The sequence below is a fragment of the Rhizobium aureum genome (assembly GCF_030182495.1).
Lineage (GTDB): Bacteria > Pseudomonadota > Alphaproteobacteria > Rhizobiales > Rhizobiaceae > Rhizobium > Rhizobium tropici_C.
Window position 1 is genome coordinate 13,656 of the sequence record NZ_JAQJCI010000014.1, and the last position, 19,724, is coordinate 33,379.

The 19,724-nt window shown below is 61.2% G+C and carries 15 protein-coding genes; 9 read left to right on the top strand and 6 right to left on the bottom strand.

Translation table 11 applies throughout. The annotated features are described in order from the left end of the window. Positions 1-259 precede the first annotated feature (259 nt). From PH552_RS24915 to PH552_RS24945, 7 genes are all read left to right on the top strand, one after another. Complete coding sequence (locus PH552_RS24915) at positions 260-2,722, top strand: glycogen/starch/alpha-glucan phosphorylase (RefSeq protein ID WP_112343298.1); 2,463 nt, start codon at positions 260-262, stop codon at positions 2,720-2,722. Then, entirely contained in the window at positions 2,719-4,926 is a 2,208-nt protein-coding gene (glgB, locus tag PH552_RS24920) for a 1,4-alpha-glucan branching protein GlgB (RefSeq protein WP_113250024.1), read from the top strand. The genes PH552_RS24915 and glgB overlap by 4 nt, the downstream gene beginning before the upstream one ends. Positions 4,927-4,952: 26 nt before the next feature. Beyond that, a complete protein-coding gene (gene glgC / locus PH552_RS24925; RefSeq protein ID WP_112343296.1) occupies positions 4,953-6,215 on the top strand; it encodes a glucose-1-phosphate adenylyltransferase in 1,263 nt (420 codons plus the stop codon). 3 nt (positions 6,216-6,218) lie between these two features. Continuing rightward, entirely contained in the window at positions 6,219-7,661 is a 1,443-nt protein-coding gene (glgA, locus tag PH552_RS24930) for a glycogen synthase GlgA (RefSeq protein WP_183764833.1), read from the top strand. 4 nt (positions 7,662-7,665) lie between these two features. Further along, entirely contained in the window at positions 7,666-9,294 is a 1,629-nt protein-coding gene (locus tag PH552_RS24935) for an alpha-D-glucose phosphate-specific phosphoglucomutase (protein WP_112343294.1), read from the top strand. A gap of 209 nt (positions 9,295-9,503) precedes the next feature. Beyond that, positions 9,504-11,474 carry a glycogen debranching protein GlgX gene (glgX, locus tag PH552_RS24940; RefSeq protein WP_183764830.1) on the top strand — a complete coding sequence of 657 codons (1,971 nt, stop codon included), beginning with the start codon at positions 9,504-9,506 and terminating at the stop codon, positions 11,472-11,474. Between the two features lie 69 nt (positions 11,475-11,543). Next, entirely contained in the window at positions 11,544-12,032 is a 489-nt protein-coding gene (locus tag PH552_RS24945; RefSeq protein ID WP_112343292.1) for a MaoC family dehydratase, read from the top strand. On the opposite strand, the gene PH552_RS24950 is transcribed toward PH552_RS24945, so the two are convergent. The 6 genes from PH552_RS24950 to PH552_RS24975 all read right to left on the bottom strand — a co-directional run bounded on the left by PH552_RS24950 (position 12,029) and on the right by PH552_RS24975 (position 18,057). Continuing rightward, positions 12,029-12,577, bottom strand: a complete 549-nt coding sequence (locus tag PH552_RS24950; protein WP_183764827.1) for a sarcosine oxidase subunit gamma — start codon at positions 12,575-12,577, stop codon at positions 12,029-12,031. The two genes, PH552_RS24945 and PH552_RS24950, sit on opposite strands and share 4 nt — an antisense overlap. After that, a complete protein-coding gene (locus PH552_RS24955) occupies positions 12,570-15,566 on the bottom strand; it encodes a sarcosine oxidase subunit alpha (protein WP_183764822.1) in 2,997 nt (998 codons plus the stop codon). Before PH552_RS24955 ends, PH552_RS24950 begins: the two co-directional genes overlap by 8 nt. Beyond that, positions 15,563-15,928, bottom strand: coding sequence for a sarcosine oxidase subunit delta (locus PH552_RS24960; RefSeq protein ID WP_112343289.1), 366 nt, complete (start codon positions 15,926-15,928; stop codon positions 15,563-15,565). The genes PH552_RS24955 and PH552_RS24960 overlap by 4 nt, the downstream gene beginning before the upstream one ends. A gap of 15 nt (positions 15,929-15,943) precedes the next feature. Further along, on the bottom strand, positions 15,944-16,363 hold the full coding sequence (locus tag PH552_RS24965; RefSeq protein ID WP_183764819.1) for a hypothetical protein: 420 nt from the start codon (positions 16,361-16,363) through the stop codon (positions 15,944-15,946). Continuing rightward, complete coding sequence (locus tag PH552_RS24970; protein ID WP_112343287.1) at positions 16,363-17,616, bottom strand: sarcosine oxidase subunit beta family protein; 1,254 nt, start codon at positions 17,614-17,616, stop codon at positions 16,363-16,365. Before PH552_RS24970 ends, PH552_RS24965 begins: the two co-directional genes overlap by 1 nt. 162 nt (positions 17,617-17,778) lie before the next feature. Then, positions 17,779-18,057: a hypothetical protein gene (locus PH552_RS24975; RefSeq protein ID WP_183764817.1), complete on the bottom strand. Its 279-nt coding sequence runs from the start codon at positions 18,055-18,057 to the stop codon at positions 17,779-17,781. A gap of 326 nt (positions 18,058-18,383) precedes the next feature. Here PH552_RS24975 and rpsU point away from each other — a divergent pair, with 326 nt between their 5' ends. Then, positions 18,384-18,596: a 30S ribosomal protein S21 gene (gene rpsU, locus PH552_RS24980; RefSeq protein ID WP_004117638.1), complete on the top strand. Its 213-nt coding sequence runs from the start codon at positions 18,384-18,386 to the stop codon at positions 18,594-18,596. A 136-nt stretch (positions 18,597-18,732) separates the two neighbouring features. Then, entirely contained in the window at positions 18,733-19,608 is an 876-nt protein-coding gene (locus tag PH552_RS24985) for a tetratricopeptide repeat protein (RefSeq protein ID WP_112343285.1), read from the top strand. The last annotated feature ends 116 nt before the right edge of the window (positions 19,609-19,724 follow it).

Sequence of the window (19,724 nt, forward strand, 5' to 3'; positions counted from 1 at the left end):
GAACAAAGAAAAAGCCGCGCGATGCGAGTATCGCGCGGCTTTTCTTTTGATCGATGCGCGAATAAAAGCTCGAAATATCATCGGAATCAAGTCTTTTCCCGCTCACGCCAAACCTTTCGCCGCAATTTTCGCATCTGCGCAACTCGCTTGTTGCAACTGCTTTACATCAGTGCGTAAACTGATAGTGAAACGGAAGGCAAATCGATTTAATTGGCCGTAAGGGGCTGAATATAAATCACAAATGGCGAGAGTTGATGATATGAATAACTTGACGAAGGCCGATCTCCCCGTTCCAGCCCCGCGCAGTTCCCGCCCGGAAATCCTTGCCGAAGAAATCATCGAGCGCCTGACCTATCGTATCGGCAAGGACGCCAAGGTCGCCAAACCGCATGACTGGCTGACGGCAACGATCCTCGTCATTCGCGACCGCGTCATCGACAAGTGGATTGAATCGACCCGCAAGACCTATGAGACCGGTGCCAAGCGTGTCTACTATCTATCGCTCGAATTCCTGATCGGCCGCCTGATGCGCGATGCGGTCTCCAATCTCGGCCTGATGGAGGAGATCACCAACGCGCTTTCCTCGCTCGGCGTCGATATCCGTGTCATCGCCGGTATCGAGCCCGATGCGGCCCTCGGCAATGGTGGCCTCGGCCGTCTCGCCGCCTGTTTCATGGAATCCATGGCAACCGTCGACGTGCCGGCCTATGGCTACGGCATTCGCTATGTCCACGGCCTGTTCCGCCAGCAAATGGCCGACGGCTGGCAGGTGGAGCTGCCCGAAACCTGGCTGGCGCACGGCAACCCCTGGGAATTCGAACGTCAGGAAAGCTCCTATGAAATCGGCTTCGGCGGTGCTGTCGAGACCGTCAGCGGCCATGACGATCAGCCGCGTTATGTCTGGAAGCCGGCCGAGCGCGTTATCGCCACGGCGTTCGACACGCCCGTCGTCGGCTGGCGCGGCAAGCGCGTCAATACGCTGCGCCTCTGGTCGGCACAGCCGATCGATCCGATCCTGCTCGACGCCTTCAACGCCGGCGATCATATCGGCGCGCTGCGCGAGAGCAACAAGGCCGAGAGCCTGACGCGCGTTCTCTATCCGGCCGATGCGACGCCAGCCGGCCAGGAACTGCGCCTGCGCCAGGAATTCTTCTTCTCATCCGCCTCGCTGCAGGACATTCTGCGCCGCCATCTGCAGCAATATGACGATCTGACCAATCTCGCCGACAAGGTTGCAATCCAGCTCAACGATACGCATCCGGCCGTTTCCGTCACCGAGATGATGCGCCTGTTGGTCGATGTCCACGGCTTCGACTTCGACAAGGCATGGGATATCACCAAAAACACCTTCGGCTACACCAACCATACCCTGCTGCCGGAGGCATTGGAAAGCTGGCCCGTTCCGCTGTTCGAGCGGCTGCTGCCGCGCCACATGCAGATCGTCTACGCCATCAACGCCAAGATTCTCGTCGAGGCACGCAAGCTGCGCAACTTCAGCGATACGGAAATTCGCTCGATCTCGCTGATCGACGAGAACGGCGACCGCCGCGTGCGCATGGGCAACCTCGCTTTTGTCGGCTCGCATTCGATCAACGGCGTTTCGGCACTCCACACCGACCTGATGAAGGTCACGGTTTTCGCCGACCTGCACAAGCTCTACCCTGACCGCATCAACAACAAGACGAACGGCATTACGCCGCGCCGCTGGCTGATGCAGTGCAATCCGGGCCTCACCAGCCTCGTGCGCGAAACCATCGGCGATGCCTTCCTCGACGATGCCGAGCAATTGAAGCCGCTGGATCAATTCGCCCGCGACAGCGCCTTCCAGGAAAAATTCGCCGCCATCAAGCGTGCCAACAAGGTGCAGCTTTCCAATCTCGTCGCCAGCCGCATGGGCATCAAGCTCGATCCGAACGCGATGTTCGATATCCAGATCAAGCGCATTCACGAATACAAGCGCCAGCTTCTGAATGTCATCGAAGCCGTGGCGCTCTACGATCAGATTCGCTCGCATCCGGAGCTCGATTGGCAGCCGCGCGTCAAGCTCTTCGCCGGCAAGGCAGCGCCGAGCTACCACAACGCCAAGCTCATCATCAAGCTGATCAACGACGTCGCCCGCGTCATCAACAACGATCCGTCGGTGCGCGGCCTGCTGAAGGTCGTCTTCGTACCGAACTACAATGTCTCGCTTGCCGAGGTCATGGTTCCGGCCGCCGACCTTTCCGAACAGATCTCGACCGCCGGCATGGAAGCATCAGGCACCGGCAACATGAAATTCGGCCTCAATGGCGCATTGACGATCGGCACGCTCGACGGCGCCAATGTCGAAATGCGCGACAATGTCGGCGAGGACAATATCGTGATCTTCGGTCTGCGGGCCGATGAGGTCGCCAACCTGCGCAGCGACGGTCACGATCCCCGCGCCATCATCGAGCGTTCGCGCGAACTCTCGCAGGCTCTGTCGGCCATTGCCTCCGGTGTCTTCTCGCCCGATGACCGCAACCGTTATGCCAGCCTGATCGACGGCATCTACAGCCACGACTGGTTCATGGTCGCCGCCGATTTCGACGCCTACGCGTCGGCACAGCGCGAAGTCGATATTCTCTGGGCCAACCCGTCGGAGTGGTATGCCAAGACAATCAACAATACCGCTCGCATGGGCTGGTTCTCTTCCGACCGTACGATACGCCAATATGCCAAGGAAATCTGGAGAGCCGGATGAAGAAGCCGAAAAAACCCGGTGACGGCAACAGCTTGAGGGATATTTCGGCAGACGAGATCGCTGCGATTCTCAAAGGCACCCATTCCAATCCGTTCGCCGTCCTCGGCGCCCACAAGACGGATGACGGCTATGTGGTGCGTTGTTTCATCCCCGGCGCGGAATCCGTCACCGCCTTGGCGCTGGACGGCTCAGTCATCGGCGAGTTGGACTGCCTCGATCCGGCGGGCTTCTTTTCCGGTGACGTGAAGCTCGGCAAGCAGCAGCCGCTGCGTTATCGCGCCCGGCGCGGCGATGCCGAATGGGCAGTGACCGATCCCTATAGCTTCGGCCCGATCCTTGGGCCGATGGATGACTATTTCGCCCGTCAGGGCACGCATCTGCGCCTCTTCGACAAGATGGGCGCGCACCCGATGAAGCACGAAGGTGTCCAGGGCTTCCATTTCGCCGTCTGGGCGCCGAATGCGCAGCGCGTTTCGGTCGTCGGCGATTTCAACAATTGGGATGGCCGCCGCCATGTCATGCGCTTCCGCTCCGACTCCGGCATCTGGGAGATCTTCGCTCCCGACGTGCCGGCCGGCGTGGCCTACAAGTTCGAGATCCGCGGCCATGACGGCGTGGTGTTGCCGCTGAAGGCCGATCCCTTCGCCCGCCGCAGCGAACTGCGCCCCAAGACCGCTTCGGTCACGGCCGCCGAGCTCAGCCAGGCATGGGAGGATTCGGCCCACCTCGAGCATTGGGCAAGCGTCGACCAGCGCCGCCAGCCCATCAGCATCTACGAGGTCCATGCCGGCTCCTGGCAGCGCCGGGACGACGGCTCGATGCTCTCGTGGGACGAGCTTGCCTCGCGCCTCATCCCCTATTGCGTCGACATGGGCTTCACCCATATCGAATTCCTGCCGATCACCGAGCACCCCTATGATCCGTCCTGGGGCTATCAGACCACCGGCCTCTATGCGCCGACCGCCCGCTTCGGCGAGCCGGAAGGCTTTGCCCGTTTCGTCAACGGCTGCCACAAGGTCGGCATCGGCGTCATCCTGGATTGGGTGCCGGCGCATTTCCCCACCGACGAGCATGGCCTGCGCTGGTTCGACGGCACGGCGCTCTACGAGCATGAGGACCCGCGAAAGGGTTTCCATCCCGACTGGAACACGGCGATCTACAATTTCGGCCGCACCGAGGTGCTCGCCTATCTCTTGAACAACGCGCTCTACTGGGCCGAAAAATTCCACCTGGATGGCTTACGCGTGGATGCCGTCGCCTCCATGCTTTACCTCGACTATTCCCGCAAGCATGGCGAATGGATACCGAACGAATACGGCGGCAACGAAAATCTCGAGGCCGTCCGCTTCCTGCAGTCGATGAACACCCGGATCTATGGGGCTCATCCCGGCGTCATGACGATCGCCGAGGAATCGACCTCCTGGCCGAAGGTATCGCAGCCTGTCCATGAAGGCGGCCTCGGCTTCGGCTTCAAGTGGAACATGGGCTTCATGCACGATACGCTGAGCTATCTCTCCCGCGAGGCCGTGCATCGCAAGTATCACCACAACGAGCTGACCTTTGGGCTGATCTACGCCTTCTCGGAAAATTTCGTCCTGCCGCTCTCGCACGATGAAGTCGTCCACGGCAAGGGATCGCTGATCGCCAAGATGTCCGGCGACGACTGGCAGAAATTCGCCAACCTGCGTGCCTATTATGCCTTCATGTGGGGCTATCCCGGCAAGAAGCTGCTCTTCATGGGCCAGGAATTCGCGCAATGGAGCGAGTGGAGCGAAGAGCGCGCGCTCGACTGGAACCTTTTGCAATACCGCATGCATGAGGGCATGCGGCGTCTCGTGCGCGATCTCAACTTCACCTATCGCAGCAAGCCGGCCCTTCATGCCCGCGATTGCGAGGGCGACGGCTTCGAATGGCTTGTCGTCGATGATTTCGAAAACTCGGTCTTTGCCTGGCTGCGCAAGGCGCCGGGCGAAAAGCCGGTTGCCGTCATCACCAATTTTACGCCAGTCTATCGCGAGAATTATACCTTGCGCCTGCCGGCTGAGGGGCGGTGGCGCGAGATATTGAATACCGATGCCGATATCTACGGCGGCAGCGGCAAAGGAAATGGCGGGCGAGTACAAGCCGTCAGCGCAGGCGGAGGCGTACAAGCGATAATAACGCTGCCTCCATTGGCGACCATCATGCTCGAACCGGAATTTTGAGATCATTACGGACAGGGAGGAATAAAATGGTAGAAAAACGTTTCCAGCCGCTGGCGCGCGATGCCATGGCCTACGTTCTTGCCGGCGGGCGTGGGAGCCGTCTGAAAGAACTGACCGACCGCCGTGCCAAGCCGGCCGTCTACTTCGGCGGCAAGACGCGAATCATCGATTTCGCGCTATCCAACGCACTCAATTCCGGCATCCGCCGCATCGGCGTCGCCACCCAATACAAGGCGCACTCGCTGATCCGCCATATGCAGCGCGGCTGGAACTTCTTCCGTCCGGAGCGAAACGAAAGCTTCGATATCCTGCCGGCGTCGCAGCGCGTCTCGGAGACGCAATGGTACGAAGGCACGGCCGACGCCGTCTACCAGAACATCGACATCATCGAGCCCTACGGCCCGGAATACATGGTCATCCTCGCCGGCGACCACATCTACAAGATGGACTATGAGTGGATGCTGCAGCAGCACGTCGATTCCGGCGCGGAAGTTACTATCGGCTGCCTCGAAGTGCCGCGCATGGAAGCCGTCGGCTTCGGCGTCATGCATGTCAACGAGAAGGACGAGATTATCGATTTCGTCGAAAAGCCGGCCGATCCGCCCGGCATTCCGGGCAATCCGGATTTCGCGCTCGCCTCCATGGGCATCTACGTCTTCCACACGAAGTTCCTGATCGAATGCCTGAAGCGCGATGCGGCCGATCCGAACTCCAGTCGCGATTTCGGCAAGGACATCATTCCCTACATCGTCAAGAACGGCAAAGCCGTCGCCCATCGCTTCACGCAATCCTGCGTTCGCTCCGATTTCGAGCGCGAAGCCTATTGGCGCGATGTCGGGACGATCGATGCCTATTGGCAGGCCAACATCGACCTGACGGCCGTGGTGCCAGAGCTCGACATCTACGACAAGTCCTGGCCGATCTGGACCTATGCGGAAATCAGCCCGCCCGCCAAGTTCGTCCATGACGACGAGGATCGCCGCGGTTCGGCAGTTTCTTCCGTCGTCGCCGGCGATTGCATTATTTCCGGCGCGAGCCTCTACAACAGCCTGCTCTTTACCGGTGTGCGCGCCAATTCCTACTCCAAGCTGGAGGGAGCCGTCGTGCTGCCGAGCGTCAAGATCGGCCGCCGCGCGCAACTGAAGAATGTCGTCATCGACCATGGCGTCACCATTCCCGAAGGGCTGGTAGTCGGTGAGGATCCGGACCTCGATGCCAAGCGCTGGCGCCGCACGGAAAGCGGCATTTGCCTGATCACCCAATCGATGATCGACAAGCTGGATTTGTAACCTATGAAGGTTCTCTCGGTTTCGTCCGAAGTCTTCCCCTTGATCAAGACGGGGGGCCTGGCCGACGTGGCCGGCGCCCTGCCCATCGCGCTGAAGCCCTACGGCGTCGAAACCAAGACCCTTATTCCGGGCTATCCCGCCGTCATGAAAGCCATCCGCGATCCGGTTGCTCGCCTGGAGCTTCCGGATCTCCTCGGCGAGCCGGCCACCGTTCTGGAAGTCGAGCATGCAGGCATTTCTTTCCTCGTGCTCGATGCGCCGGCCTATTACAGCCGCACCGGCGGCCCCTATGTCGATGCGACAGGCAAGGATTATCCCGACAACTGGCGGCGTTTCGCCGCGCTATCGCTGGCCGGCGCGGAAATAGCCGCCGGCCTTATGCCGGGCTGGCTGCCGGATCTCGTGCATGCGCATGACTGGCAGTCGGCCATGGTGCCGGTCTACATGCGCTATAATCCGACGCCGGAGCTGCCGAGCGTCCTCACCATCCACAACATCGCTTTCCAGGGCCAGTTCGGCTCCGATATCTTCCCGAGCCTGCGCCTGCCGGCGCATGCCTTTTCGATGGAGGGTGTGGAATATTACGGCGATGTCGGGTTCCTCAAAGGCGGACTGCAGACCGCGCATGCCCTCACCACGGTCAGCCCCTCCTATGCCGAAGAAATCCTGACACCGGAATTCGGCATGGGCCTCGAAGGCGTCATCACCAGCAAGGCCCATAATCTTTACGGCATCGTCAACGGCATCGACGACGACATCTGGAACCCGGCGACCGATCCGATGATCGCACAGACCTATAGCGCGGCGACGCTGAAGGATCGTGCCATCAACCGCCACCGGGTCATCGAACATTTCGGCCTCGACGACGATGATGGTCCGATCTTCTGTGTCGTCAGCCGGCTCACCTGGCAGAAAGGCATGGATCTCCTGGCAAGTATCGCCGGCGAGATTGTCCACATGGGCGGCAAGCTTGCCATTCTGGGCGCGGGCGATGCGGCGCTGGAGGGCGCGCTATTTGCCGCGGCCGGCCGTCATCGCGGCCGTGTCGGCGTTTCCGCCGGCTATAACGAGCCGATCTCGCATCTGTTGCAGGCCGGTTGTGACGCGATTATCATCCCGTCGCGCTTCGAACCCTGTGGTCTCACGCAGCTTTATGGCTTACGCTACGGCTGCCTGCCGATCGTTGCACGGACGGGTGGGCTCAACGATACGATTATCGACGCCAACCATGCCGCGCTGCAGGCAAAAGTCGCGACCGGCATCCAATTTTCGCCCGTCACCGCCGAAGGGCTGCTGCAGGCCATACGCCGTGCCATGCACCTCTTCCAGGATCGAAAGGTCTGGACGCAGATGCAAAAGCAGGGCATGAAATCCGACGTATCCTGGGGCAGGAGCGCAGAACGCTACGCCGCTCTCTACTCCAGTCTAGTCTCGAGAGGCGCTTAACCCGATGATTAAAACCGTACCCACCACCCCCTACGCGGATCAGAAGCCCGGCACCTCGGGCCTGCGAAAGAAGGTTCCCGTATTCCAGCAGCCGAACTACGCGGAAAACTTCATCCAGTCGATTTTCGATTCGCTCGAAGGCTATCAGGGCAAGTGCCTGGTCATCGGCGGCGACGGCCGCTACTACAATCGCGAAGTCATCCAGAAGGCCATCAAGATGGCCGCCGCGAACGGCTTCGGCAAGGTCATGGTCGGCAAGGGCGGCATCCTCTCGACGCCCGCAGCCTCCAACATCATCCGCAAATACAAGGCTTTCGGCGGCATCATCCTGTCTGCAAGCCACAATCCCGGCGGCCCGACCGAAGACTTCGGCATCAAATACAATATCAGCAATGGCGGCCCCGCGCCGGAGAAGATCACCGACGCCATCTATGAGCGCTCGAAGGTCATCGACAGCTACAAGATATCCGATTTCCCGGACATCAACCTCGATCGCATTGCCCGCGAAGATGTGGGCGGCATGATCGTTTCCGTCATCGATCCCGTCGAAGACTATGCGGCTCTGATGGAGGAGCTGTTCGATTTCGGCGCGATCCGCAATCTGATCAGCCTCGGCTTCCGCCTGAACTTCGACGCGATGAGCGCCGTCACCGGCCCCTACGCCAAGGAAATCTTCGAGATCCGCCTCGGCGCGCCGGACGGATCGGTCCGCAACTTCCTGCCGCTGCCGGATTTCGGCGGTCACCACCCGGATCCGAACCTCGTCTACTGCAAGGAGCTTTACGACGACATGATGAGCGACGATGCGCCCGATTTCGGCGCCGCATCGGACGGCGACGGCGACCGCAACCTCATCATCGGCAAAGGCATCTACGTCACTCCGTCCGACAGCCTGGCGATTCTCGCGGCCAACGCCAATCTCGCTCCAGGCTATTCGCACGGCATTGCCGGCATTGCCCGCTCGATGCCCACCAGCGGCGCCGCCGATCGCGTTGCCGAAAAGCGTGGCGTCGGCATTTATGAGACGCCGACCGGCTGGAAATTCTTCGGCAACCTGCTCGATGCCGGCATGGCGACCATCTGTGGCGAGGAAAGCTCCGGCACCGGCTCCAACCACGTTCGCGAAAAGGATGGCCTCTGGGCCGTGCTGCTCTGGCTGAACATCCTGGCCGTTCGGGGCGAGAGCGTCATCGATATCGTGACGCAGCATTGGGCCACCTATGGCCGCAACTATTATTCCCGCCACGATTATGAAGGCGTCGACACCGATGCTGCCAACGGCCTGATCGCAGCACTGCGCGAAAAGCTGCCGACCCTGCCGGGTACGAAGTTCGGCGATCTCACCGTTTCCGCCGCCGACGACTTCGCCTATCACGACCCGGTCGACAAGTCGGTCAGCCAGCATCAGGGCATCCGAATCCTCTTCGAGGGCGGCTCCCGCGTGGTCTTCCGTCTCTCAGGCACCGGCACGACGGGCGCGACGCTGCGCGTCTACATCGAGCGCTACGAGCCCGATCCGACCCGTCACAATATCGAAACCCAGGAAGCGCTGGCCGATCTCATCGTCGCCGCCCAGGAAATCGCCGATATCAAGGGCCGCACCGGCCGTGACGCGCCGACGGTGATTACCTGACGGCAATTTTTGCAGAGCCCCCTCACTGTGCCCTCTCCCCGAGGGGAGAGGAGATTGTGCCATAAGGACGTTCTCCCCTCGGGGAGAAGGTGGATTTCGGTGATTGAGCAGAGCGAAATCGCCGAAAGACGGATGAGGGGTGTATCCGGGAACGACGGCAAATTGCATCCCCTTCGTTCCAACGTCCGAAAATGGAAAGCCCGCGAGACATGTCCGAACCGACAACCCGCTGCCTTGGCGCCACCCTCACCGACTCGGGTGTCGAATTTGCTGTCTACTCCAGACACGCCGAGCAGATAGACCTCTGTCTGTTCGACGCCGAGGGCCACAAGGAAATCGCGCGGCTTCCGCTCACCCGCGATGGCGATGAGCATCGCCTTTTCGTCAAGGACGCAAGGGAAGGCGCGCGCTATGGCCTGCGCGCCCATGGCGCCTATGATCCTGATCACGGCCTGTGGTTCGACCCATCCAAGCTGTTGGTCGATCCCTACGCCAGGGAGCTCGATCGGCCGTTTCGTTACGATCCACGACTGGGTGTCTTCGGTGCCGATACGCAGGATCTGATGCCCAAGGCGATCGTCTCGCGCGATGTCGCCGTCAAGCCGGCCAAGCCTTTGTTTCAGCCCGGCGGCCTGATCTATGAAATCGCCGTGAAGTCCTTCACCATGCTGCATCCCGATGTGCCGGCGAAACAACGCGGCACGCTCGGCGCCCTCGCCCACCCGTCCATCATTGCGCATCTCAGGCGCCTTCAGGTCGACGCTGTCGAGCTGATGCCGATCACCGCATGGATCGACGAACGGCACCTGCCGCCGCTCGGCCTCACCAATGGCTGGGGCTACAACCCGGTCGCCTTCATGGCGCTCGATCCACGCCTCGCGCCCGGCGGCATGAAGGAGTTGCGCGAGACGGTCGAAGCCCTTCACGCCGAAGGCATCGCCGTCATTCTCGATCTCGTCTTCAATCATACGGGCGAGAGCGATCGCCAGGGGCCGACCTTGTCATTGCGCGGCCTCGACAACCCCACCTATTTCCGCCATTTGCCTGACCAGCCCGGCACGCTGGTCAACGATACCGGCACGGGCAATACCGTCGCCTGCGACCAGCCGGCAACGCGCAAGCTCATCATCGACAGCCTGCGCCATTTCGTTCGGAATGCCGGCATCGACGGCTTCCGTTTCGACCTCGCCACCGTGCTCGGCCGCAACGGCAAGGGCTTCGATCCGGAAAGCATGACGCTGCGCACCATGCTGGCGGACGAGGTGCTGCAGGATCGCGTCATGATCGCCGAGCCTTGGGACATCGGCCCGGGCGGCTACCAGCTGGGAAATTTCCCCACACCTTTTCTCGAATGGAACGACCGCGCCCGTGACGACCTGCGACGCTTCTGGCGCGGTGATGCCGGCATCGGCGATCTCGCGACCGTGCTTGCCGGCTCCTCCTCCATCTTCGGCCGCGACGGGCGCGCACAGACGCGCACGGTCAATTTCCTCGCCGCCCATGACGGCTTCACGCTGATGGACCTTGTTTCCTGCGAGAACAAGCACAATGAGGCCAATGGCGAGAACAATCGCGACGGCCACAACGAGAACTTCTCCTGGAACAACGGTGTCGAAGGCAAGACGGATGATCCGTCGATCCAGCGCAAGCGCCGCGCCGATATCGAAGCCATGCTCTCGACGCTCTTTGCCACACGCGGCTCGATCATGCTGACCGCAGGCGATGAAGGCGGACGCAGCCAGCAGGGCAACAACAACGCTTATTGCCAGGACAATGCCATCACCTGGATGGACTGGAAGGTGCTGGACGAGGAACTGATCGGCCATACCGCCTGGCTCGCCGGCCTGCGCCGCCGCTTCACCGCCTTTGGCGACATGGATTTCTTTCACGGCGATGGCGATGTGCTCTGGTTCTCAGGCGCAGGAACGCCAATGGCGGTGCCCGATTGGGAGGCGCCGAAGGCGGCCGTGCTCGGCATGGCGCTCAAAACACAGGATCACGCCAAGAATCGGGCGACGCGGCTCGCCATAGTCTTCAATCGCGCCTCAGACGAACGCGCCATCACATTGCCTGCTGCCGAGAGCGGCGGCTGGTCTCTGCTGACCGCAGCAGGCGAGAATGCGGCAGGCGCCCAAATCACCTTACCCGCACGTTCCGTCGCCTTCCTTCTCGAAAACTGATCGCGGTTGCACTTTCCGTTTCGATTCGCCAGAAAGGGGTCAGCGGCCACTTAGACTGACGAGGATGGAATGCCCGGCGATATCTCGCTTGTAGAGATCATGAAACTTGCGGGAACGGAGATCGGCGTTTCCGACTGGATCATCGTGGACCAGACGATGATCGACACCTTTGCCGATGCGACGCTCGACCACCAGTTCATCCACGTCGATCCCGAACGTGCCAGGGCGGAAACGCCCTATGGCGGCACCATTGCCCACGGCTTCCTGACACTCTCGCTTCTCTCGGCGATGAACTACAGCGCCCTGCCGAAAATCCGCGAACAAACCCTGGGCATCAACTACGGCTTCGAGAAGATCCGTTTCATGTCGCCGGTCAAATGCGGCGCGCAGGTGCGTGGCCGTTTCACGCTCGCCGAAACCCGGCTGCGCGGCGCCAATATGCTGATGCTGACCTATGACGTGACGGTCGAGATCGAAAACGAACGCAAGCCGGCACTGACTGCGACATGGACGACCATATCGCAGTTCGATCCGAAGGATCGTCCGGAAGAGGGTTAAAGACCCGCATCCGCCGCACCCTCGGCCAGAAGACCGAAGGCGTAGTCGGAGAAGGAGCGCCAGACTTCGACGCGGAATGTCTCATCATCGAGCCGCAGGATTACGACTTCCGCCTTGCCGAGCAGCGTGCGCGAGCAGGCGCCGACGGGGAATGCGCTCAACGAGACATCCTGCGGGCAGCCGGCGGCAAGCGTCGCTTCCGCGCCGGGGCCGGACACGACGATGGCTGTATTGCGATGTGAGACATCGGTCGCCGAATGCAGCACGCCAGCCGATCCAGCCACCCCGACCAACTCGGCACCATTTTCATCGATAACGAGCCATTCGTCCGGGCCGAGCCACAGCGCATGACGGCCATTGCCGCTGACCGAAGTCTTCGGCCGGGTCGGCAGCTGAAGGCCGAGCGCCTGCGAAAGACCACCGACGGAATCGGCCGGTGCGCGCAGCGAAATGCGGCTTGCGGGAGCGGCAGGCGTCAACCGAACGGTGGAGGAGCCGCCGTGGCGGCCGGTGAGCGGCAGTTTGCGGGTAGCGAGATCAGCCATTGATCCGGCCTCCTTCCTTATCAAAGAACACCAGATCCGTCACCTCGACTGATATGGTCTTGTCAGGCATCGGCACATAGAGCGTCTTGCCCATGCGCTCGCGCCCGCCCGCCACCAGCGCGAAGGCGATGGAGCGGCCGAGATTCTCGGACCAGTAGGAAGAAGTGACATGGCCGAGCATAGTCATCGGTTTCGGCTCATTCGGATCTGCAACGATCTGTGCGCCCTCCTCCAGCACCACCTTCGGATCGCGGGTGACGAGACCGACGAGCTGCTTGCGCCCTTCCTTGACGAGATCCGGCCGCTTCAGGCCGCGAATGCCGACGAAATCGGTCTTCTTCTTGGAAACAGCCCAGGCAAGGCCGGCATCGTCAGGCGTCACCGTACCATCGGTATCCTGGCCGACGATGATGTAGCCCTTTTCGGCGCGCAGCACGTGCATGGTTTCGGTGCCGTAGGCGCAGGCGCCCATCGGCTCGGCGCGAGCCCAGACGGCTTCCCAGACGGACTGGCCATAATCGGCAGGCACGTTGATTTCGTAGCCGGTTTCACCGGTGAAGGAGACACGGAACAGCCGCGCCGGTACGCCGCAGACCTTGCACTCGGCCACGCTCATATGCGGGAAGGCCTCGTTGGACAGATCCTGGCCCTCGACGAGCGGCTCGATGATCTCGCGCGCCTTCGGACCCTGCACTGCAATGACGGCCCATTGCTCTGTGGTGGACGTCAGCCACACCTTCAGATGAGGAAACTCTGTCTGCAGATAGTCTTCCATGTGATGCAGCACGCGCGGCGCACCGCCGGTCGTGGTGGTCACATGGAAGCGATCCTCGGCCAGACGTCCGACGACGCCATCGTCATAAACGAAACCATCCTCGCGGGTCATGATGCCGTAGCGGCAGCGGCCGGGCTTCAGCGTGTCCCAGGCATTGGTGTAGATCAGGTTCAGGAATTCCGCCGCATCCGGCCCAACCACTTCGATCTTACCGAGCGTCGAGGCATCGAACACGCCGGCCACTTCGCGCGCCGTGCGGCATTCGCGGTTGACGGCCTGATGCATGGTCTCGCCGGCGCGCGGATAGAACCAGGCGCGCTTCCAGTTGCCGACATCTTCGAAGATGGCGCCATGCGCCTCTTCCCAGGCATGCATCGGCGTCTTGCGGGCGGGATCGAAGAGAGCCCCGCGCGAATGGCTGATCAGCGTGCCGTAGGTGACGGGCGTATAGGGCGCGCGGAAGGTGGTAAGACCGACCTGCGGAATATCCTTGCCGAGCATTTCGGCGGCGATCGCCAGCCCGTGCATGTTGGAAAGCTTGCCCTGGTCGGAGGCCATGCCATTGGTGGTGAAGCGCTTGATGTGCTCGATGGAATGCATGCCCTCGCGCACGGCGAGACGAATATCCTTGGCGCAGACGTCGTGCTGGAAATCGACGAAAGCCTTTGCATTCGTGTCCGGCCCGGCGCCTTCGGCCGCGCCGATCATGCCGCCGGTCCATTCGAAGGCCTGCTCGGCGTGGAGCTGGATCTTTTCACCGCCATTGGTGCTGCCCGTGGCGCGCGCCATCAGCTCACCGGCGGCAAGAGATTCCTCGATCGCGGCCTGCAGCCCGTCCGTGCCGTTGCAGGCGCCGACAGAAAGGCAATCCTGAACATAGGTACCCGGCAGGAAGCGCTGCTTCTCGGTATCGAATTTCAGCTTGCCGCGCGATTGCGAGAAGAGATGAACGGAAGGCGTCCAGCCCGCCGAAACCAGCAGGGCGTCGATGGCGATCTTGCGGGTAGCGGAGCTGCCGTTGCGCGCGACCGTCATCGAGGAAACGCGCAGTTTGCCGGCCGTGTCGATGACGGCATAGTCGGTCATCACCTCGATGCCCAGCCGCTTTGCCTCGGCCAGAACTGCCTCGCCGGGCCGCGCGCGGCTGTCAACGATCGCAACGACGGAAACGCCTGCGCGCTTGAGATCGAAGGCGGCTTCATAGGCCGAATCATGCGCCGTATAGACGCCGATCTTCGCGCCGACGGCGACGCCATAGTGGTTGAGATAGGCACGCGCGGCAGACGCCAGCATGATGCCCGGCCGGTCGTTGTTCGGGAATACCATGTGGCGTTCGATGGCGCCGGTCGCCAGGATGGCGCGCTTGGCGCGCACTTGCCACAGGCGTTCGCGCGGCAGGTCGCGGCCTGGCCTTGCAAGATGGTCGGTCACCCGTTCGGCAAGACCGAAGAAATTATGGTTGTAGTAGCCGAAGGCAGTCGTCCGCGTCAGGACCTGGACATTCGGCATCGCCTTGAGCTTGGCGACGGTAGCCTGCGCCCAGTCATAGCCCTCGACGCCGTCGATCTTGATGCCGGTATCGAAGCGGAGCGCGCCGCCGACATCAGGCTGCTCGTCACAGAGGATGACTTTGGCGCCGGTTTCGGCGGCGGCGAGTGCTGCGGAAAGGCCGGCAATACCGGCACCGACGACAAGCACATCGCAATGCGCATAGCGGCTGGCATAATGATCCGGATCTTCTTCCGTCGGCGCGACGCCGAGGCCGGCTGCACGGCGGATGAAGGGTTCGTAGAGATGCTTCCAGGCCGCCTTCGGCCACATGAAGGTCTTGTAGTAGAAGCCGGCGGCAAAGAAGGGTGACATCAGATTGTTGACGCCGCCGACATCGAAAGCGAGCGAGGGCCAGCGGTTCTGCGACTGTGCCTTCATGCCGTCGAATACTTCCTGCACGCTGGCGCGTACGTTCGGCTGACGCCGCGCCGCATCGCGCGAGATATCGAGCAGCGCGTTCGGCTCTTCGGCTCCGGCCGAAAGAATGCCGCGCGGACGGTGATATTTGAAGGACCGGCCGACAAGATGGACGCCGTTGGCAAGCAGCGCCGAGGCGACGGTGTCGCCTTCGAGCGCGGTATAGCTCTTGCCGTCAAAAGTGAAGCGAGCGGTTCTGGCCGGCGTCAGACGTCCCTTGCCCGCGATACGATTGGCGCCGCTCATTCAACAAATCCCTCTGCTTGTGCCGTCTGTTCTTGTTCGTTCTTATGCTGCGCAACCGGTTCGGACGCGCCTGGCAGCAGCGTCGCGGCATCCGGCTTCGGCTCGCCGGCCTTATACGTGCGATAGAAATGATCGCTTACCGTGTCACGCGCGGCATTGAAGAAGCGGCCGCAGCCATGGATATGCCGCCAGCGCTCGAAGATCAGGCCCTTCGGATTGTCGCGCAGGAAGAAATATTCCTCGAACTCCTCATCCGAGATTCCGGCAATATTGGCCGGCCGCACGATATGCGCATCGCCGGCGTTGCGGAATTCGAGTTCCGAACGCTCTTCCTCGCAATAGGGGCAGTAAATCAGCAGCATCGTTTTCTACCTGTGTTAAAGCTCGGAGCCCGTAAGGCTTGTGCCGGGAGGCTGGGCGCAAAGCCGCCGTCCCATGATGACGAAAGGTGTTATGCGCTTCAGCAGCGCTTCCAGCGATCCATAGGGTTTCAGCACGTCGGTCATCCCCAGATTGACCAGGCTCATGCCAAGCAGATCCGTATCGAGCGCGAAAGCGCGCTTTGTCTCGGGCTTCTGCTCCGGCACGAAGTAAACGGCCGGCTTGTTCAGCACCCTGGCGCAGGCAAGCACGCCGCTTTCGGCCACGAAGGGCCATTCGGCCTCATCCTTCGCCTTGTGAATCACCTGCATGCGAAAATCCCCGGCCCCCGGAATAAGATCGCTGACTTCGGCCGCGATCGTTCCGGCCGGCAAGGAAAGCCCCGCCGCAAGAACGATCCCGACCGCCGCCGGCATCAGTGCGCTACGGCGGCGGCGGCCGCCTCATCGATCAGGCGGCCGGTGCGGAAGCGATCCAGCGTCAGGCCGGCATTGAACTTATGCGGCTCGTCGCGGGCAATCAGATGGGCAAAGAGATTGGCCGAACCCGGCGTCGCCTTGAAGCCGCCCGTGCCCCAGCCGCAATTGACGTAGAGACCCGGCACCGGCGTCTTCGACTGGATCGCCGAACGGTCGGGCGTATTGTCGACGATGCCGCCCCAGGAACGCATCATCTTCACGCGGCGGAACATCGGGAACAGCTCGCAGATCGCATCCAGCGTATGGGTGATGATCTGCAAACCGCCGGTCTGGCTATAGGAGTTGTACTGGTCCGTGCCAGCGCCGATGACGAGTTCGCCCTTGTCGGACTGCGAGATATAGGCATGCACCGTGTTCGACATGACGACGCAGGGGAAGATCGGCTTCAGCGGCTCGGAGACCAGCGCCTGCAGCGGGCTCGATTGCAGCGGCACCCGCACCCCGGCCATCTGCATGACGACCGTGGTGTGGCCGGCGGCCGAAACGCCGACCTTCTTGGCGCCGATAAAGCCCTTGCTCGTTTCGACGCCCGTCACGCGGCCATCCGGCCCACGGCGAATGCCGGTGACTTCGCAATTCTGGATGATGTGCACGCCGCGATCGGAAGCGGCGCGGGCAAAGCCCCAGGCAACGGCATCGTGACGCGCCGTGCCGCCACGGCGCTGCAGAGCGGCGCCGTTGATCGGATAGCGCGCCGTCTTCGAAATATCGAGTGGCGGACAGTAAGCCTTGGCCTGTTCCGGCGTCAGCCATTCATTGTCGATGCCATAGAGACGGTTGGCGTGGATATGCCGCTTGAAGGACTGCTGGTCGTGCACATTGTGCGACAGCATCATCACGCCGCGCGGCGAATACATGACATTATAATTGAGATCCTGAGACAACCCCTCCCAGAGCTTCATCGAATGCTCGTAGATGTGCATGCTCTCTTCATAGAGATAGTTCGAGCGGATGATGGTCGTGTTGCGGCCGGTATTGCCGCCGCCGAGCCAGCCCTTCTCGATGACCGCGACATTGGTGATGCCGTGCTCCTTGGCGAGATAGTAGGCGGCGCCAAGGCCATGACCGCCGGCGCCGACGATGATGACGTCATACTCCTTGCGCGGCTCCGGCGAGGTCCACTGAGCCTCCCAACCCTTGTGAGCCCGCATCGCTTCCCGTGCCACGGCAAAAACCGAGTATTTACGCATTCGCCCTCAACTCCTTCAGGCAAGACGCCCTTCTTGTGGGTCATACAAATCGCAAATCGAAAACCGACACAACGGCTCTTTTGCGACGCATTAGGGACCGTCTTTCGACACGGTTAAAATTGCCGCGTTCCCGGCTGCCGCGCTTACGACCTCTTAGCAACTTTATTTGCGCTGCAGATGGCAGACCTTCACCCGCCCGCCATGACCGTCCTTACGCCAGGCGCATCCCTCCCTCTGCGGCTTCCCATTGTAAAGATAGATCCTCGCACGGTGCTTACTGTCGAAGGTCTGATTGGAAAAGTCGTGGCCGCCGACGCGGACATTCTTGCCGAGCCGCACCTCGCCGGCCGCGGCAGGCGCAAGCGCCGCAGCGAGAACGACGAGGACAAGCGCTGGCGCTGCAAGCAATCTTCCAACGGCAACAAAGCGACGCGATTTCATAAGGCGATTCTCTCTGACATCCGGCGATGGCCTAAATGGAGCGTGATCCGAGATACTCACACAAGCATGTCAATGTCGCAAAGACCGGGGGATCGCCGATCGCTTATTCAACAGCTTCCGCGAAGTGCCACAGGCATTTCTGGCTGAATTCGGTACTCGACAAACCGCTTTTTCCTCTGCAAACTCACGATCTGGCTAGACTTTGACAAACCGATCTGCTATCTCGCCTACCAATCGCAAGGCTGCGGCTGCGCGAACGTTATATTTTTGCCTCCTGGCGCTGCAGTCGCCGCTGGCATCAACCAAACCAAAGGAACGTGATTCTCGTGCAGGTACTTGTCCGCGATAACAATGTCGACCAGGCTCTCCGCGCTCTCAAGAAGAAGATGCAGCGCGAAGGTATTTTCCGCGAAATGAAGATGCGCGACTACTATGAAAAGCCGTCGCAGAAGCGTGCTCGCGAGAAGGCTGAAGCTGTTCGTCGCGTTCGCAAGCTTGCTCGCAAGCGCGCTCAGCGCGAAGGCCTGGTTGCCAAGTAATCGCCGTTTTTCGACGTTTTCAGATGCATGTGTGGCGGGGGCGAGTCGTTCGCCGCCGCCTTTTTGATTTATTCTCTGGGCAAATCGGATTAAATCAGAACAGCCTGATATGACGCATGGGGAAAGCGACCCGATAATGGCAATGACGACTTCCGTAAAGTTCCGCACTTCGAACCTCTCCTTACCCGTTTCGAAGCGCGCCGCGGTGCTGCCTGCTTTGGCGATACTTGCCGCAATCAGCCTTTCCGGCTGCCAAACCGCCTCCACCGATAACGTGATTCAGATCGACAAGGCGCAAGGCTCCTCGGAAAATATCGCGTCGCTGACGTCGGTCATCAATGCCAACCCGCAGGATCCTGAGGGCTATAACGTTCGGGGCACGGCCTATGGCCGCGGCGGCGATTTCAACCGCGCCCTCGGCGACTTCAATCAGGCGATCCAGCTCAATCCGAAGTTCTATCAGGCCTACGCCAACCGCGCGCTCATCTATCGCAACATGGGCAAGCTGCCGGAAGCCATCGCGGACTATAACGCAGCGCTGCAGATCAATTCGAACTACGACGTCGCCTATATCGGCCGTGGTAACCTCTACCGCCAGGCCGGCCGCGATAACGACGCCTTCAATGACTATTCGAAGGCAATCAGCCTCGGCACCACCGACGGTCGCGCCTATAACGGCCGCGGCGTGATCTTTCAGAAGCGCAATCAGCAGGACAAGGCGATCGACGATTTCTCGAAGGCGATCTCATTGTCTCCGAACTCGCCGGAGCCATACAACAGTCGCGGCATCTCCTATCTCGCGCAGAACGACGACGACAACGCCTTCGCCGATTTCAACCACGCCATCGAGCTCAACAACAAGGTTGCCGAATCCTGGGCAAACCAGGCCTTCGTCTATGAGCGCCGGGGCGACAAGGCGAAAGCGCGCCGCTCCTATCAGCACGCGGTCAATCTCGATCCGAACTACCAGCCGGCCAGGGACGGCCTGGCGCGTGTCGGCGCCGGCGCCTGATACGAAGGTTGCATCGCGATAGGACATCCAAGCCGCCGGCGATCCTTTGCCCGGCGGCTTTTCTTTGCCTCGGCGAACGCCTAGTCTCGGTCCATTCCCATCCGAACGAGACAGAG

Bases quoted from the DNA above. Each gene is read 5' to 3' on its own strand.
- PH552_RS24915 (WP_112343298.1), top strand. From the start codon at position 260: ATGAATAACTTGACGAAGGCCGATCTCCCCGTTCCAGCCCCGCGCAGT.
- glgB (WP_113250024.1), top strand. From the start codon at position 2,719: ATGAAGAAGCCGAAAAAACCCGGTGACGGCAACAGCTTGAGGGATATT.
- glgC (WP_112343296.1), top strand. From the start codon at position 4,953: ATGGTAGAAAAACGTTTCCAGCCGCTGGCGCGCGATGCCATGGCCTAC.
- glgA (WP_183764833.1), top strand. From the start codon at position 6,219: ATGAAGGTTCTCTCGGTTTCGTCCGAAGTCTTCCCCTTGATCAAGACG.
- PH552_RS24935 (WP_112343294.1), top strand. From the start codon at position 7,666: ATGATTAAAACCGTACCCACCACCCCCTACGCGGATCAGAAGCCCGGC.
- glgX (WP_183764830.1), top strand. From the start codon at position 9,504: ATGTCCGAACCGACAACCCGCTGCCTTGGCGCCACCCTCACCGACTCG.
- PH552_RS24945 (WP_112343292.1), top strand. From the start codon at position 11,544: ATGCCCGGCGATATCTCGCTTGTAGAGATCATGAAACTTGCGGGAACG.
- PH552_RS24950 (WP_183764827.1), bottom strand. From the start codon at position 12,577: ATGGCTGATCTCGCTACCCGCAAACTGCCGCTCACCGGCCGCCACGGC.
- PH552_RS24955 (WP_183764822.1), bottom strand. From the start codon at position 15,566: ATGAGCGGCGCCAATCGTATCGCGGGCAAGGGACGTCTGACGCCGGCC.
- PH552_RS24960 (WP_112343289.1), bottom strand. From the start codon at position 15,928: ATGCTGCTGATTTACTGCCCCTATTGCGAGGAAGAGCGTTCGGAACTC.
- PH552_RS24965 (WP_183764819.1), bottom strand. From the start codon at position 16,363: ATGCCGGCGGCGGTCGGGATCGTTCTTGCGGCGGGGCTTTCCTTGCCG.
- PH552_RS24970 (WP_112343287.1), bottom strand. From the start codon at position 17,616: ATGCGTAAATACTCGGTTTTTGCCGTGGCACGGGAAGCGATGCGGGCT.
- PH552_RS24975 (WP_183764817.1), bottom strand. From the start codon at position 18,057: ATGAAATCGCGTCGCTTTGTTGCCGTTGGAAGATTGCTTGCAGCGCCA.
- PH552_RS24985 (WP_112343285.1), top strand. From the start codon at position 18,733: ATGGCAATGACGACTTCCGTAAAGTTCCGCACTTCGAACCTCTCCTTA.